The sequence below is a fragment of the Polaribacter sp. HaHaR_3_91 genome (genome assembly GCF_019278525.1).
In the GTDB taxonomy this organism is placed as follows: domain Bacteria; phylum Bacteroidota; class Bacteroidia; order Flavobacteriales; family Flavobacteriaceae; genus Polaribacter.
The window spans coordinates 3483197-3500259 of the sequence record NZ_CP058986.1; the positions used below are offsets into that span (position 1 = coordinate 3483197).

Annotated in this window: 13 protein-coding genes; 5 read left to right on the plus strand and 8 right to left on the minus strand. The window is 30.6% G+C overall.

All coding sequences use genetic code 11. The features are described 5' to 3' along the window. Positions 1–134: 134 nt before the first annotated feature. The 5 genes from H0I27_RS14590 to H0I27_RS14610 all read right to left on the minus strand — a co-directional run bounded on the left by H0I27_RS14590 (position 135) and on the right by H0I27_RS14610 (position 7143). Positions 135–1751 (minus strand): RagB/SusD family nutrient uptake outer membrane protein, encoded by a 1617-nt coding sequence (locus tag H0I27_RS14590; protein WP_218731349.1) that lies wholly within the window; start codon positions 1749–1751, stop codon positions 135–137. Positions 1752–1790: 39 nt separating this feature from the next. Then, positions 1791–4916, minus strand: a complete 3126-nt coding sequence (locus tag H0I27_RS14595; protein ID WP_218731350.1) for a TonB-dependent receptor — start codon at positions 4914–4916, stop codon at positions 1791–1793. Positions 4917–5620: 704 nt separating this feature from the next. Then, positions 5621–6325 (minus strand): DUF4197 domain-containing protein, encoded by a 705-nt coding sequence (locus H0I27_RS14600; RefSeq protein ID WP_218731351.1) that lies wholly within the window; start codon positions 6323–6325, stop codon positions 5621–5623. A gap of 55 nt (positions 6326–6380) precedes the next feature. Then, positions 6381–6545 carry a DUF5522 domain-containing protein gene (locus tag H0I27_RS14605; RefSeq protein ID WP_165732325.1) on the minus strand — a complete coding sequence of 55 codons (165 nt, stop codon included), beginning with the start codon at positions 6543–6545 and terminating at the stop codon, positions 6381–6383. A gap of 58 nt (positions 6546–6603) precedes the next feature. Further along, on the minus strand, positions 6604–7143 hold the full coding sequence (locus H0I27_RS14610; protein ID WP_218731352.1) for a DUF4136 domain-containing protein: 540 nt from the start codon (positions 7141–7143) through the stop codon (positions 6604–6606). Positions 7144–7558: 415 nt separating this feature from the next. Between H0I27_RS14610 and H0I27_RS14615 the strand changes: the two genes are divergently transcribed. From H0I27_RS14615 to H0I27_RS14635, 5 genes are all read left to right on the plus strand, one after another. Further along, complete coding sequence (locus H0I27_RS14615; RefSeq protein ID WP_218731353.1) at positions 7559–7882, plus strand: hypothetical protein; 324 nt, start codon at positions 7559–7561, stop codon at positions 7880–7882. Then, entirely contained in the window at positions 7858–8643 is a 786-nt protein-coding gene (locus tag H0I27_RS14620) for a M15 family metallopeptidase (RefSeq protein ID WP_218731354.1), read from the plus strand. Before H0I27_RS14615 ends, H0I27_RS14620 begins: the two co-directional genes overlap by 25 nt. 74 nt (positions 8644–8717) lie before the next feature. Continuing rightward, on the plus strand, positions 8718–12275 hold the full coding sequence (locus tag H0I27_RS14625; RefSeq protein ID WP_218731355.1) for a methylmalonyl-CoA mutase family protein: 3558 nt from the start codon (positions 8718–8720) through the stop codon (positions 12273–12275). A gap of 35 nt (positions 12276–12310) precedes the next feature. Continuing rightward, positions 12311–12928 (plus strand): TonB-dependent receptor plug domain-containing protein, encoded by a 618-nt coding sequence (locus tag H0I27_RS14630; protein WP_218731356.1) that lies wholly within the window; start codon positions 12311–12313, stop codon positions 12926–12928. 376 nt (positions 12929–13304) lie between these two features. Beyond that, positions 13305–13457 carry a hypothetical protein gene (locus H0I27_RS14635; RefSeq protein WP_218731357.1) on the plus strand — a complete coding sequence of 51 codons (153 nt, stop codon included), beginning with the start codon at positions 13305–13307 and terminating at the stop codon, positions 13455–13457. A 228-nt stretch (positions 13458–13685) separates the two neighbouring features. Here H0I27_RS14635 and H0I27_RS14640 read toward each other — a convergent pair whose 3' ends face one another. From H0I27_RS14640 to H0I27_RS14650, 3 genes are read right to left on the minus strand one after another with little or no spacing between them, the layout of a single operon-like run. Further along, positions 13686–15176, minus strand: coding sequence for a M48 family metallopeptidase (locus H0I27_RS14640; protein ID WP_218731358.1), 1491 nt, complete (start codon positions 15174–15176; stop codon positions 13686–13688). A gap of 5 nt (positions 15177–15181) precedes the next feature. Continuing rightward, positions 15182–16351 carry a DUF6882 domain-containing protein gene (locus tag H0I27_RS14645; protein WP_218731359.1) on the minus strand — a complete coding sequence of 390 codons (1170 nt, stop codon included), beginning with the start codon at positions 16349–16351 and terminating at the stop codon, positions 15182–15184. Positions 16352–16394: 43 nt separating this feature from the next. After that, a complete protein-coding gene (locus tag H0I27_RS14650) occupies positions 16395–17051 on the minus strand; it encodes a hypothetical protein (protein ID WP_218731360.1) in 657 nt (218 codons plus the stop codon). Positions 17052–17063: the final 12 nt, after the last annotated feature.

Sequence of the window (17063 nt, forward strand, 5' to 3'; positions counted from 1 at the left end):
TTCTACTAAAATTTAATTTTAAAAAAAGTATCATTTACTTAAAAACACTTTTATTTTTTTATTATTAAATAAAACACGTAAAAAAGCCACCTCTTTCGAGATGGCTTTTATATTTATAAAAAAACTAAGTTTTCTTAATTTTGATCCGCTTCAGTTAAGTTTGGATTTGCATCAATTTCTGCTTGTGGAATTTTCCAAATCCAACCGTCATTTAAAGAAGGCTTTTCTTGAATAAAACCATCTCTATATAAATTATCATCAGCTCCAGAATTAGTTAAATCAATTCCTTCATCCCAACGGATGTGATCATGAAAACTAAATCCTTCTCCATAAAGTTCTACTCTTCTTTGCCATTTAATATGATCCATTAAAGCATCTACAGAAGTAAATACAGAAGAATCATAATCAGTATCTCTTGCTGATCCAAAAGCCTGAAGAGCTGTTTGAGCACCTGAAACATCTGATAACATTGCTTTAGCTTCTGCTTCTATTAAATACATTTCTGATGAACGCATATAAAGAACATCATCTGGATCAATAGATCCTGGATTTTTCTGTAAAAACTTAACCGCCATATATGGGTGTGTGTTGTGCGCAGAAGTCATACCGTATTTATCTATAACTGAATCTTTTGCTGCAAAAAATTCTTCTTCAGTATCATAATTAGGATCAGTCTCAAAACTACCACCTTCGCCATTAGATGCAGAAGAATTTGTATTTGGAGCCCATGGTAATGCCATGTTAATTCTAAAGTCTGTAGATGGAATTGCATCATAAACTTCTTTATTCATTAACTTAGGGTTTGATCTATTTTGACTTCCATTAAAAGTTGGACTAATAAAGTAGAAGAAAGATTGGAAAAAGTTTGTTTCTGACTCAATAACAGTTCCTCCCCAAATTACTTCAGAAAGATCTACTGTATTAAAACCAGATAACCAAGTAGCTTCATCTAACAAAGGAAAACCTTCACGTGCAGCTACTGCCGCATCTGCTGCATCTTGCCATTTACCTTGTGTTAAATCTATTCTTGCTTTTAAACCTTGAGCTGCATTTATAGATAAATGAGATTTATTTTCTGGACTAGAAGCACCATCAAAGAAACTAATAGAATTTGCGATATCTGAATTTATTTGATCGTAAACAACTTGAACTGTAGATCTAGGAGCACTTGTATAAGGAGTACCTGTAATTAACAATAAAGGAACACCAGCATCTGTAGCAGGATCACCAATTAAGTACCCTTTTGCAAATGTTGAAATTAACTGATGATACGCCCAAGCTCTATACGCATAAGCTTGACCAAGAATATTTCTTACATCTTCATCTGCTTTTGGAAAACCATTTGATTCAATTAAATTAATTAAATTGTTAGATGATGCTATAATATGGTAACGCATGTACCAAAAATTACTTACTGTTGTAAAATTTGCATTGGTATGTGTTAACCATCTTAATTCATTTGTCATCCAACCATTTCCTGGTGATGAATGAATCATTTGAGCGCCCATGGCATCTAAAGCTGGCATATAAAAACTCTGTCCACTTCTACTTGAAGTTCCTCCTGATATAGGATTTTGAGCATACATTACTCTATGCAGTCCGTTTAATACCAAAAACATATTGTCTACACTTGCAAAAGCATCTGCCTCTGCAATAGAATCTGTTGGTGTTGTTTCTAGAAATTCTTCTTCACAACTAGTAACAAATACTACTAATAATCCTAAAATTAATAGATTAATTTTTCGTAACATAATATAATATTTTATTTATAATTTATAATTTAATAATTTCTAGAAAGTTAAATTTAACCCTAAAGTTACTGTTCTAGAAGGACTATAATCATATCCGCCTGATGTACCAGATAAACTATATTGAGGATTTAAACCTGTTCTTTCTGTACTAATAAAAATATTTTCACCAGAAAGAGAAATACGTAAATTACTTAAACCTAATTTCTCTGCAACATCCTTATCAAAACTATATCCTAAGTTTACGTTTTTTAAAGAAAGGTAAGATGCATCTGTTAAGAAACGAGTAGAACCACCAATTGTTTGGTTAGGGTTTCCGTTTTCTAAACGAGGTACGTCTGTAATATCTCCTGGAGCTCTCCAAGCATTTTCTGCATCTACATGTAAAGCTCTACCAAAAGTACCTGGGTGCATTAATGAAGAATATCCACTATCTAAAACATCTCCTCCGATACCAAAAGTAAATAAGAAATCTAAAGAAAATTGTTTATATCTAAACGAGTTAGAAATAGATCCTAATAAATCTGGAATACTACTACTATCTGTAAATGCTTCTCCAGCTTCTTGATAATCGTTAGTAGTTGCCTGTGTTCCATCTGCATTTAAAACAGCTGTTCTTCCACCTGTATCTGTATCTTCAAACATATAGTATAAAGCATCTCCATTATCTACATCTACTCCTGCATAATGGTAAATGTAGTAATCATATATAGATCTTCCTTCTTCCCAACGTTTAGATCCGTTATCTGCAGGACTATCAATTTTTGTAATTTCATTTTTAAAAGTACTCGCTTGCACACTTAAATCCCAATTAAAATCTTTTGTTCTTAATAAGTGACCTGTTAAACTTACTTCTATACCTTGGTTGTAAAGATCTCCTAAGTTTGTAGGGAATACATCTAATCCTTCTGAAAGAGGAATACCTAATTCATATAATAAATCTTGAGAAGATTTTTTATAAAATTCTACAGAACCATCTAATACATTATTAAACATACTAAATTCTAAAGCAACATCCCAACTAACTTGGTTTTCCCACTCTAATTCTACATTTCCTGTATTACTCCAAATAATACCAGGTGCACCTGCGTTAGGAATAATTTCATACAATGCTTGAGAAGCGTAATAAGAACCAACTCTTTCATTACCAATTTCACCGTAAGATGCTCTTAATTTTAATTGATCTATAAATGAAACATTATCCATAAATTTTTCTTGATCAATTCTCCAAGAACCACCTAATGAATAAAAAGTTCCCCAACGTGCATCTTTAGAAAATCTAGAAGTACCATCTCTTCTTACAGAAGCACTTAAGTAATATTTGCTATCAAAATCATAGTTTAATCTAGCAAAATAACCTTCTATTCTATGATCTGTACTATTTCCATTTACATTATCTCCCGCAGCAAAATTATCAAATTCATAAATACCTGTAGCAGTTTGAGTATTAGCAATACCACCTAATGTAGAAAAGTTTCTATCAAAACTTTCATGCCCCAAAGTAACATCTATATTATGAACATCTTTTAAAGAAGTATTATAAGTTAAAATTTGATTAAAATTCTCTATAACTCTTCTGTATCTATCTTCACTATATCTACCTGTTGGTGCTCCATCACCTACTGTTTCGTTCTCATAACCTTTAGTAATATTATCTTGAATATCTCTACCATAAGTTACTTTAGCTTTTAATCCTTCTGCAAGCTTAACTTCAAGATAATTTCTAAATCCATATAAGTTTAACTTATCTTGATCTTCATTTAAAATTAACTCAGCAATACCATGTCTTCCAGGATTGTAAGGTCTTGTTTGAATATTACTATCTGGATATCCTTCTCCTAAATCGTATAAAGGGTTACCTGAAGCATCATTTACAATTTTACCATTACTATCTACCTGATAAACAGGGTAAATAGGACCTAAACTATTAGCCCAACTAAAAGGATTTGCTGTAGAAGACCCTCCTCCACTAGTTGGTCCATGAGAATCTGTAGCTGTAATATACACACTACCACCAGCAGAAATATTATCGGTTAATTTAAAATCTGCATTTAATCTATTAGTTACTCTTTCATAATCACTTTCAATAACATATCCTTCTTCTTTTAAATAAGATGCAGAATAAAATATAGAATGATTTTCGCCACCAGAAGCAACATTTACAGAGTGATTTTTTCTACTACCAGTTCTTTCTAAAAAATCGAACCAATCTAAAGACTCATATGTAAGTTCTGCATTAGGATTTAATTTACCGTCAGTACCAACAATTTGATCATTTGCTACATTAAATGGGTTATAACCTAATTGATTAAATATTTTTGCAGAAGCTTCAATTTCTGGATTTGCACCACCTATTGTGTTCTTGTAACCTTCCCACATTAACTCATAATAAGAACCTGCTCCCACCATATCATAATTAGGTACAGATCTTGTAATAACACTGTATTGTGTAGATGCACTAACAGTTGTTTTATTATTTCTTCCTTTTTTAGTTGTAATAATAACTACACCGTTTGCTGCTCTAGAACCATATAATGACGTTGAAGCCGCATCTTTTAAAACTGTCATAGAAGCAATATCATCTTGATTGATCGAACTTAAAGAACCATCAAACTGAATTCCGTCTATAATGTATAAAGGAGTTGAACTACCGTTAAGAGTACCAACACCACGAATTACAATTGACGGAGAAGAACCTGGTTGACCTGATGCTGCAACAAACTGCACACCAGTTGCCTTACCTTCAATAGCTCCAATTGGAGACGTTACAGATCTAAGTGCTAAATCTTTTGCTCCAACAACATTTGCAGAACCCGTAAAAGCTTCTTTAGTTGTTGTACCATAAGCAACAACAATAACCTCTTCTAAAACACTACTATCTTCTTGTAAAACTACATTAATAACAGAAGAAGCACCTACTTTCTTTTGTGTAGATTTGTACCCCAAGTAACTAAAAACTAATACGTCGCCACTTTTACTAGCAATTTTGTAGTTTCCATCAAAATCTGTTTCTACTCCTGTACTAGTACCTTTTACTAAAACACTTACACCAGGTAAACTCCCTGACTCATCTGAGACAGTCCCAGAAATAGTTTTCTTTTGAGCAAAAGTAACTTGCACAATCAACCCCAAAAAAAGTATTAGGGATACCTTAAAAAATTTTTTCATTGTAATATCTATTTGAATTAATTATGTTCCAAAAATCATAAAATTTTCTTAATATAAAAAATAAAGATTAACATTTATTTATTTTTTAAATAACAAACATTAATTTTATTGAATAATATTCACCCTTATCAACAAAACACTGAACATTCCTCAATAAAAAACAGTATTTTTTATTTAACAATAAGTTAATAGATATGATAATATTTACACATTAAAAGCACATAAATAATAATTTTAAAGTTAATTATTTAATGAATTAACGAATTAGGTATTACTTAAACTAAAACCTCTAACTTCATTTTCCTCAATTAAAGTAACAATCAAATTAACATGTTTTTTTTTCGTTTTGTTAATATGTTCTTAAATATTAAAAAAAAGACTAATAACGCTACTCCTACACTTATAACTTTAATTATAAGCACTTTACACACTCACCACCCTTCTAAAGTTAAAATTTATAAAAAAGACACAAACAAATTCTTTTCATTTTATTCCGCAAAAAAACAAAAGAAATCACCTAAAAAAACCATTTTAACACTTTGAAAATTAATGAGATTCAAAAAAGTATAGTTACAAAACAGATTCACTCTTTACAGAAAAAAAGATAATCTTACACAATAAATAACAAACAAAAAAAGACTCACTATTTATAAATAGTGAGTCTTAAATACCTTTAAAATGTAAAGGGATATTATTATTACTTGCTAGTCTTGCAAAGCAAACACTTGCTTTAATAAAGCAGAAGTACGTAAACTTGCTTTTTCTCTAATTCCTACTTCTTCAACTTCAATCATTGTAAATACTCCTTTTAAGGCTTGGTTTGTTACATATTTAGTTAAATCTGGATCTACCTTATTCACAAAAGGAATAGAATTATATTTACCAATTAAATTACTCCAAATTTTATCTGCTCCTACTTTAGAAAAAGAATTTTCAATTACTGGACTAAAACTAGCCGTTAAATTATCAGTAGTTTTTACTTGTAAGTAAGAAGTTGCAGCATTTTGGTCACCTAAAAGAATATTCTTTGCATCTGCAAACGTCATATCCTTTACAGCATCTACAAAAATTGGAGTCGCAGTTTTTACAGCATCTTCAGCTGCTCTGTTTAAGGCTTTAATACCTTCATCTGCCAAGTTACCTAAACCAATTTTACGCAAACCATTATCTACAGCTTGTAATTCTGCAGGCAACATAATTTTTACCAAATCATTTTTATAAAACCCGTCTGTTGCAGTTAATTTAGAAACTTGATTTTTTATTCCGTTGTCTAAAGCTGCACGCAGTCCGTTACCTATTTGTTCTTCACTTAAACCTGTATTTTGACTTACTTGATTCACTACATTTTGTAACTCTGCACACCCTACAAACTGAAGGGCAACGACTAAAATTAAAATTCTTTTTATCATTTTTATTGTATTTTATCTACTCTTTAGAAACTCTTTCGATTTAAAAGTCACTTTTTTATTTAAAACTATCTGTTTTCTTATCGTATCCATAAGGACAATGTTTACAACCGCTTTTACAGCAATGACCTCTTTTAAGATGAAATTTTTCTGTAAACACTTTATAACCTTGTTCGTTTACATAAAAATCACCTTCCTCTAATGCTACTCTTTTATTATACACTTTGCAAAAATAGTTTATAATCCATAAAAAAAGCGTTCCTAAGAACGCTTTTTAATTTTTATTTATCTTTTCCTGGAGGAAATCTAGAGATAATCTCTTTTACAAACTCTTTAATTCTAGCTTCTTTTTTCTCTCTATTTTGAAGTTTTAAAGCTCCAGTTCCAATTCCTTGCCAAATCAATTCTTTTTTCTGTCTATCAATAAAATCTACAAACAATGTACCTTCTGTATATTGAGAAACACTAATATTATTTCTACCTCCCATCATCCAAGGGCTCCATCCCCAACCGTAACCATAGCCAAAATTGTTATTTTGGTTTACATCTACTTTTTCTCTAGATTTTGTAAAAATACTCACCAACATATCTGGATTTTCAGATTTTGTAAATCCTTGTGCTGATAATTCTGACTCAATAGCACGTAAAATTCTTTTTTTATCTAAATCAGAAATTTCTGCTTTATCGATACCTGGTTTGTAAAAAGCAAACGTTTTATATTGAGTAAAATCTACTTTATTATCATAATCGGTTGTAACTTTTATAGCACTACAAGATGCTAAAAGCACTGTACTAAAAAGAAGTAAAAATGTTTTTTTCATGAGATTTGTTTTATATTATTAAATCAATTAAAGCACTATATGCAAAATTAAAAGCATGACAAATAAGTATTTTCACAACCTAGTTCAACTTTCAAATAGTTTACAAGACTACCTTATTATTTATAAAAAAGGTACTTAAAACAACATTGCTTCCTATTAAAAAATGTTGTTTATAAATGCTTCTAGACTTCTTACAATCAGCAATAAACATGCCAAAACAATCCTAAAACTCTTATTAACAAGCAAAATGAATCGTATAACAATTAGAAATACATTCATTGTAAAAAAAATTCTGTTTCTACATTTGATTGATAATTGTAAAATCAGGTTTAAAAACTACTTACCTCATCATCTTTTGTGAAGAAGTTTACCCAAATATATTTATATTGTAATGAATATTGTTTAATTTTAAGAAATGATTTTAATTACTAAACATCTAATACCAAAAGGTTTTGTTGGCATAACTTTATTTCCTTTTATTCTTCTAAAAAAGAAAGATTTAAAAGATGATAAAGTTTTAGTAAACCATGAAAAAATACATTTAAAACAGCAAGCTGAATTACTACTGATATTCTTCTACATTTTTTATAGTTTAGAGTGGATTTTAAAATTTTTAAGGCATAAAAATGCATATCTAGCTTATAAAAATTTAAGTTTCGAACGTGAAGCATATCAAAATGAAAATAATTTTAACTATATAAAAAATCGAAAATTTTGGGCATTTATAAAATACTTTTAAAACTAATTGTAATTCTTTTTTTCTTCGGATGTTTTAATGGTTGCAAGCCAGCACCAAAGAAAATTGTAATACAAACTACTGAAGTTTCTAATGAAAAAGATTCCACTTTGTTATTTCCAAAATATCTAAACATAAATTATGTTTTAGGAAAATTTAATTATACAGAAAACTCAGATTTTACAGTTGTTCCTAAAGAGAACTCATCAAAAAAAATATATTTAAGAAAAGAAGTTTTAGAAGCTTTTCTAGAAATGAATGCCGCAGCACTAAAAGAAAATATTTCATTTACAATACTATCTGGAACTAGAAATTTTGATCACCAAAAACGTATTTGGGATTACAAATGGAATGATAAATATAAAAACTTACCTCCTCTAAAAAGAGCAAAAAAGATTTTAGAATTTAGTTCTATGCCCTCCACTTCTCGCCATCATTGGGGAACAGATATGGATATTAATAGTCTTACTAATTCTTATTTTACACAAGGAAAAGGGCTAAAAGAATACAATTGGTTGTTACAAAATGCACATACATATGGTTTTTATCAAGTATACACTTCCAAAGAAAATGGAAGAACAGGTTATAGTGAAGAAAAATGGCATTGGACTTATTTACCACTCTCAGCACTCTATTTAAAATACTATAACGCAAAAGTTGATTTAAAAAACATCAACGGATTTGAAGGTTTTTCTTACGTAAAAGAACTAAACGTTGTTAAAGAGTACATAAATGGAATCAACCCCGAAATTCTTAAAAACTAATAATACATTAAAAAAACACATACTATTTTAATAATTCATTAAATTGCAGTACTAATTTTATATAAATTTTACGAATGAAACAAATCACTCCTTATAAACCAAAACACAAAGTACGTATTGTAACTGCTGCTGCTCTTTTTGATGGCCATGATGCTTCTATAAATATTATGCGTAGAATTATTCAAGCCACAGGCGTAGAAGTAATTCATTTAGGTCATGATAGATCTGTGGAAGAGGTGGTAAATTGCGCCATACAAGAAGATGTAAATGCCATTGCAATCACTTCTTACCAAGGAGGTCATACTGAGTATTTTAAATACATGTTTGATTTATTAAAAGAAAAAGGAGCTCAACATATCAAAATTTTTGGTGGTGGTGGTGGCGTAATCCTTCCTAAAGAAATAAAGGAATTGATGGATTATGGAATTACAAAAATTTATTCTCCAGATGATGGTAGAGCATTAGGTTTGCAAGGAATGATAAACGATTTAGTGCAAAAATCTGAAGAGACCTTTACGAAAGAAAATAAAATTGTGACCCTAAAAGTTTGCAATGAAGATGGCGATTGGTTACTAAAATTAGAAAGTAAAAAAGTTTTAGAAAACTTAAAAAATAAAGATGTAAATACAATTGCAAGATTAATTTCACTCGCAGAAAATAACCATACAGATTTTACAAAGATATTTTCACCTTTAGATAAACTAATAGAATCTACCCCAGTTCTGGGAATTACAGGAACTGGTGGTGCAGGAAAATCTTCTTTAGTTGACGAATTGGTACGTCGATTTTTAATTGATTTTCCAGAAAAAACAATCGGAATTATTTCTGTTGATCCATCAAAAAGGAAAACAGGCGGAGCACTTTTAGGAGATAGAATTAGAATGAACTCCATAAACAATTCTCACGTGTACATGCGTTCTTTAGCGACACGTCAATCTAACCTTGCTTTGTCTAAAAATGTAAATGAAGCTATTGATGTTTTAAAAGCAGCTGAGTTCGATTTAATTATTTTAGAAACTTCAGGAATCGGACAATCAGATACAGAAATCACAGAACATTCTGATACTTCTTTGTATGTAATGACACCAGAATTTGGTGCTGCAACGCAATTAGAAAAGATTGACATGCTAGATTATGCGGATTTAGTTGCCATTAATAAGTTTGACAAGCGTGGTGCTTTAGACGCTGTTAGAGATGTAAAGAAACAATACATGCGTAACAACAATCTTTGGCATATACACCAAGATGATTTGCCTGTTTATGGTACGATAGCATCCCAATTTAACGATCCAGGAATGAATACTTTATACAAAAGTATTATGGATAAGCTAGTTGAAAAAACAGGAGCAGATTTAAAATCAAACATGGAAATTACCACTGAAATGTCTGAGAAGATATTTGTAATTCCACCTGCAAGAGTTCGGTATTTATCTGAAATTGCAGAAAGTAATAGAACGTATGATCAAAATGTTGATGACCAGGTAGTAGTTGCTCAGAAATTGTACGGAATTTACCAAACAATACTTTCTATTACAGAAAATAATAAGTCATTGCAAGGAACCAAGCAATCTGTTCTTACTAAAACAGGGATTGATGAAAATGAGATTCTGAAACAAGTTCAGAATGACAAGTCGAATGTCATTCCGACAGAAAGAGGAACGAATGACGAGGAATCTGAAACCTACTTCTTAAAATTATTACTAGCTCAATTTGACAAAACAAAACTAAACCTCCATCCTTTAAACTGGGAAATCATTTTAAACTGGAGTGAGAAAGTTCAGAAATATAAAAACCCAATTTATACGTTTAAAGTCCGTGATAAAGAAATCAATATAGAAACACATTTAGAGTCTTTATCACACACACAAATTCCTAAAATAGCTTTACCAAAGTACCAAGCTTGGGGAGATTTATTACGTTGGAATTTACAAGAAAATGTTCCAGGTGAATTCCCTTACACTGCTGGATTATATCCGTTTAAAAGAACCGGCGAAGACCCTACAAGAATGTTTGCGGGTGAAGGTGGTCCCGAAAGAACAAACAGAAGGTTTCATTATGTAAGTCTTGGAATGGATGCAAAACGTCTTTCTACCGCTTTCGATTCTGTTACATTATATGGAAACGATCCTGGTAAAAGACCTGATATTTATGGAAAAATCGGAAACGCAGGAGTTTCAATTTGTTGCTTAGACGATGCTAAAAAATTATATTCTGGATTTGATTTAAGCCACCCAATGACTTCCGTTTCGATGACCATCAATGGACCAGCACCTATGTTGTTAGGTTTTTTTATGAATGCCGCTATCGATCAAAATTGTGAGAAATATATTATAGAAAACAAATTAGAAGCACAAGTTGAAGCTACTTTTATAGAGTTTTATGATTTAAAAGGTTTAGAGAGACCAAAATATCAAGGTGAATTACCTGAAGGAAACAATGGTTTAGGTTTAATGCTTCTAGGTTTAACTGGTGATTTGGTTTTACCTTCTGACGTGTATCAGCAAATAAAAAAAGACACACTAGCTCAAGTTAGAGGAACTGTGCAAGCAGATATTTTAAAAGAAGATCAGGCTCAAAATACCTGTATTTTTTCTACCGAATTTGCGTTGCGTTTAATGGGTGATGTGCAAGAGTATTTCATCGAAAAACAAGTTAGAAACTTTTATTCGGTTTCTATTTCTGGATATCATATTGCAGAAGCTGGTGCAAACCCAATTACGCAATTGGCTTTAACATTGTCTAACGGATTTACCTATGTAGAATATTATTTAAGTCGTGGAATGGACATCAATAAATTCGGACCAAACTTATCTTTCTTTTTCTCTAACGGAATAGATCCTGAATATTCTGTAATAGGAAGAGTTGCGCGTAAAATTTGGGCAAAAGCCATGAAAAATAAATACGGTGCCAACCCAAGAGCACAAATGTTAAAATATCATATTCAGACTTCTGGACGCTCTTTACACGCGCAAGAAATCGATTTTAATGATATAAGAACTACACTACAAGCTTTGTACGCAATTAACGATAATTGTAATTCTTTACATACCAATGCGTATGATGAAGCCATTACAACGCCAACAGAAGAATCTGTAAGAAGAGCTATGGCTATTCAGTTAATCATCAACAAAGAATTAGGATTGACGAAGAATGAAAACCCAATTCAAGGTGCATTTATTATTGAAGAATTAACCGATTTGGTAGAAGCTGCCGTTTTAGAAGAATTTGATAGAATTACAGAGCGTGGAGGCGTTTTAGGAGCCATGGAAACCATGTATCAACGTTCTAAAATACAAGAAGAAAGTTTGTATTATGAAACTTTGAAACACAATGGAGAATTCCCAATTATTGGAGTAAATACTTTTTTAAGTTCTAAAGGATCTCCAACCGTTCAACCTGCAGAAATTATTAGAGCAACGGAAACAGAAAAGCAACATCAAATTAAAACGAAAGAAAACCTCAACAAAGCAAATCCGAAGAAAGTTGCAAAACAAATTGCAATTTTACAAGAAGCAGCCATACAAAATGAAAACTTATTTGATATATTAATGGAAGCAACCAAAGTGTGCTCTTTAGGACAAATTACAGAGGCTTTATTTAAAGTTGGAGGACAATATAGAAGGAATATGTAATAAAAAGCTATATTTAGCATTAAATATAAAAAATTATGGTAACAAAAAGACATTTTATTATTCTATTAACGTCCTTATTCTTTAGCCTTGGGATGAATTCTCAGAACAAAAACATTACAATTAGGGTTAAAGATGTTAATAACAAACCTGTTTCTGGGGCTATTATCCTTTTAGACGATGTAAAACAAAATGTATGGACAAACTCTAGCGGGGTTTTTAAGACAAAACTAAAATCGACACCAAAAGAGATTAGTGCTTTTCATCCAAAAATTGGGATTAAAAAAATAGCATACAACGGAAAAGAAAACATCATTATAAAAATTGAAAAGGGAAATGACCTACCCGTTTCTAAAAATACTAAAACACAAAAAAGTTCAGACTCAAGTCAATTTAATTCTATTTATGATTATTTAAGAGGACAAATAGCCGGAGTTAATGTATCATCTGACGAGGAAATAACAATTAGAGGATACAATTCTATAAATGGAGATATGACTCCCTTATTTATATTAAATGAAACAACTGTATCAAAAGAAATTTTTGGTAACATTAGACCTTTAGATATTAAATCTGTAACGGTTTTAAAAGGACCAGAAACTACTAGATATGGTGTAAGAGGTGCTAACGGTGTTATAATTGTTACAACTAAATAAAAGGTTTATTAAAAACAATTTTATACTTAAACTATTTACAAAATCCGTTCTTAATGAGCGGATTTTAGCTTTTACAAACTTCTTAGACCACCTTATTTCCCATTTATCTATTTCCTTTTTCTACATAAAAACAGCATAAATTAAATTTCAAAAAAGGAATATTTTATTGTGCCATAAAATTAGAATAAACAACCCAAAAAGCAAATACACCAAAACTTGGCATCCTAGTTTATGAAAAAAAACAACTATCGGGGTATGGAATTCAATATCAATTAAAAAATAACAGTTACATTTTTATCAACTAGAAAAACACAAGACCTAATGGAATGACATTGTCTCAAAAGCCTTGGTTTTAGTTTTATAAAAACCTGTGATGATGAAGTTAAAAATAGAATTTGGAGTAGATTTGACATCATCTACTTTAGATATTGCACCTATAATTCTGTTTTTTTTTATCGATAGTATGTTCAATAGAAAATTACTAGAACAAGAAGTTTCAGTAGCTTTAGGGTTTAAAAAAAGGCAGTAATATAAAATTACCACCTTTCTAACTAACTGTAATAAGAATCCCCCAATCCTTAAACAGTGTTTATTAATTATGTATTAATCTCATTATGGTTCAACAATAATATGATCTACAAAAACCAAAATTAAATATATTAAAAGCATAAAAGTTTTAAAAAAAGGCAGTAATATAAAATCACTACCTTTCTAATTAACTGTAATAAAAGTCCCCCAACTCTTAAACAGTATTTATTTAAACACCTTGTGCATCCCCAATAACACGATCTATAAAATCTGTATTGATATATAAAAGCCTTGCTAAATTGTACAAAACATTTACTTCGCTATCATCTATTTCTCCATCAGCATAAGAAATAATAGATAAATCTCTTAAAATGTTAAGCTTCTGCATCACAGACAACACAACATCTAAATCTTTGGTAAGTTGTTGTACTTCACTAATCATTTCATCTTCTGTAAGTCCTTTTATGGTCATCATACAATTGGCAAAAACCTTCGGAGCTACAATACTGCTTAATGCTTGTATTTCCGAATCGTCTACAACACCATCTGCATTAGAAATTAAATAGCCTCCTAAAAACATTAAACGTTGTATTTTCTCAGAATGCTCACTTTCATCCTCTAAATTCTCAGGCTCCATTAAAGACATAATTCGCTTAATTTCAACCTCCATAGCTTCTTCTGTAATTTCTCCAGAAATAGACTCATTAAAAGCTGCATAGGTTTCACTTTTATTAAAAAGCTCTAAGGCTTTAATTCTTAACGGGCTAAACGGATGAGTACTATACCAATCTGAAGGATCTAAATTAGAATCGTTTAAAACCTCTTCTAAATCTACAAATTGTTCTATGTACGCATTTAATTGAAAATCTAAAGAATCTGTTGTTACTCCTGATGATAATTTAAAGAAAGTACGACCAACAGCTTCAAAATTCTGACAACATAACAAGCCTGCTCTATCTGCACTTATTTCTGCATTTCTGTTCCAAGCATACAATTTCATTGCGTGAATTGGCGCCAAATCATTTTCGCCTGTATCTAATATTTGTCTTACAGGATAATCGAAATGCTCAAAAAGCACATGCCCTATTTCATGACCAACAACAAAAGTTAATTCCTCTTTAGAGAAACGCTCTAAAATTCCGGATGATAAAATAATGTATAATTTATTATCGTCTGGCGGATAACAAGAAGCATTAAAAGTATCTCCTTGATATACAAAAAACTCAATATCAGCCTTAAGCTTTAGCGTTTTTTTACAATGCTCTCCTATTTCATGAAGCATTGGTGCTAAAGTCTTTGTCAACCTTAAACTAGATTTTAATAAATGCTTTCTAGACTTAAATTTACCACTATTCTTATTTACTTTTTCTAACGTTTTTTGTATTAAATCGTCTTGTTGAAAAGCAATAACATAATCTCTATCACCATCATAAACTAATAAGTTTAAATCAATATCAGCCCTATTATTTGTATAGATCCCTTCTACGGTTTCTACTTCTGTCTTATGATTTAAAGCATTTATATCTTCAATACGTTTGGTATACTCTGCCGCTAATTCTGTAGTTAAATTTTGAAAAACAATACTAGCTTCTTGTATTTTATCGAAATTTCCTGACGCTTGTGCATCATTTAAATCTGTTAACATTTTTTCTTGCGCCGTATTTAAAGCCGCTTGATGTTCTTTTTCTAAATCTGAAAGTGTTTCCGCTATATATGACATACTTTTTAGGCTTGAACTGTTATTTTTGAATTAGAAATTTTCATTATTTTTCCTTTTAAATCGAAAATTCCTAAAATTTGATCTTCTCCTTTTTTAGCTACAATGTTGTTTCCTGGTAACTCTACGTCATACCCTTTTCCTTTTAGATAAAAGTATAAACTGTATTTATGTGGAAATCTATAATTGGCAGCAGATTCTGTAAAATGAGAACACATCAATGCAGGTTCAGTAATAGCCTTATTATCTAATTCTTCAGATTTAATAGTAACATAAACAGTTAATCCTTTAAAAACTAAAGGAACAAAACAGCTTTCCTGTCCCATAGAAGAAGCAATCGTAGAAAAATAAGCTCCTGGATCTGAACTAAATTCCTTCTTAGGGGTTATCATATCTTCAATTTTATAAGCTTCACCTATTGCTTTTACTACTAATGATGTTTGTAAAAACTTTTCTGGAATACCACCTTGTGTATTTCCCCAAGCCCATAACCAACTTTTTTCATTTTCGGAATACGTACCAATAACCTGAATATCAAAAACTTTATCGGTACCATACGTTAATTTACCTTCTAACATATCGCAATTCCAATCTAATCCTTTTACTGTTTCGGCAAAAATTACTTGTCTTTCATTAGAAATTACAAAAGATTGATTGTACAATTCTTGAATACTTACTTTATTTTCTTGTTCCTCTGTGGCTGCTTGTTTGTTTTCTGTTTCAGATGTTGCCGTTTCAGCTGCTGCTGGAGTTCCTTCTGCAAATTCTTCTAGTTTATCTTCTAATAAAGAAATAATACGTGCAGTTCTACGATCTACATTATCTGCGTTAACAATAGGACTGTGATCAATTTTTAAAACAGCGTCTTCAAAAGTAATCGCACGGTCTAAATTATGTTCGTCATTTTCATTAACGATAACAACTTCTTTTAATCCGGCTTTTAAAAGCTCCACACCCATATCATCAACACAAATAGCTTTAAAAGCTTCTATTAATGGCAGAAAATAGATTTTAGGAAACGTATCATTATATAAATGAGAAAATCGATCTTCCATTAAAGTGTTCCAAGAAATATTTAAAGGAACAGTAAAACCTGCTGCCGTATTAATTTCTGTTTCTAATGCTGGAAATAATTCTTTTTGAAATGCTTGGATAATTCTTTTTTCTTTAAGTCCCATAATTCTATTATTTTAATTTTATTAATTTTGTTTTTATTTTATTTTATAATATTTGAAGTAGTTTTTCTTCAAAAATAGTGGCTAATTTTTCTGGTAAAGCTTTATCAATAGGTATTGATATAGTTAGTGTTTCTCCCTGATATTTAAGATCTAATTTATCTGCTTGTTGTAGAATAATAGTATCTACTCCTTGCCAAGCTTCTTTACCTAATTCGTCTGTTACAATTTGATGTGTCGCACTTTTTAATGCTGTAAAAACATCCTGAATATTAAGCCTGGTATTTATTTCACTTAGAGAAATATCATTGATATCAAATTCTTTTATCTGACTTCCAAGTAAACTTTTTTCACTTTGCAACCAACGTTTTAGTTGCAAAACAGTTAAATTTTCGTTTTCTGATGATAAAGGCCTACTTATAACTCCTTTAGATAATTCTACAACCATTTTTTTAGGTTGTTTTATGGTAATCATTGCAATACTATGTAGGTTTAAAAAAGCTACTTCTTCTTGCGGAGAAAGGATACAAACCGATTTATTATGGTTATTGTCCTCTTTTAAATCTAAAATTATGCCTTCTACATAACCTCCATTGTTTAATGAAATAGCAATTAAAATGTCTTCTTTTTTCTTAAAAACAGATCGTAAGATTTCCTCTGGCGTTTGGGCTACAAACGCTTTATAATAATGTGTGTTTTTCATGATAAAAAATAG